Origin of the sequence: Halomonas sp. ND22Bw, from assembly GCF_003011945.1 — a bacterium.
Lineage (GTDB): Bacteria > Pseudomonadota > Gammaproteobacteria > Pseudomonadales > Halomonadaceae > Halomonas > Halomonas halophila.
The window spans coordinates 1-251 of sequence record NZ_PXWD01001402.1 but is presented as its reverse complement, the minus strand read 5'-3'; the positions used below and the strand labels follow the sequence as shown (position 1 = coordinate 251).

The following is a 251-nucleotide window of genomic DNA, read 5'->3' as shown; positions in this document are numbered from 1 at the left end:
GAGGGCGGCGGCCACGGCACCCGCCTGTCCACCGTTGGCATCGGTGATCCGGCGCGTGAGGGCGTTGCGCGCGTCGTCGATGGCCGCCGCGAAACGGGCGCTTCGATCGGGGGCCTGGGCCGGTGGCCGGACCTCGATCTTGCCGACGAGCGAGCCGACCGCGCCGATGCCGCGGAAATAGGCGTCGCGTCCGAAATCGTAGCCCCCGGGCCGCGCCGCCTCCGGGGGTGGCAACAGCCGGGCGGTGGCGG

The 251-nt window shown here is 75.7% G+C and carries 1 protein-coding gene; it reads right to left on the bottom strand.

Features of this window, described 5'->3' with window-relative positions:
* Positions 1-251 (bottom strand): DUF4131 domain-containing protein (locus tag CVH10_RS22805; protein ID WP_219925033.1); only part of this gene is annotated, 251 nt, incomplete at both ends.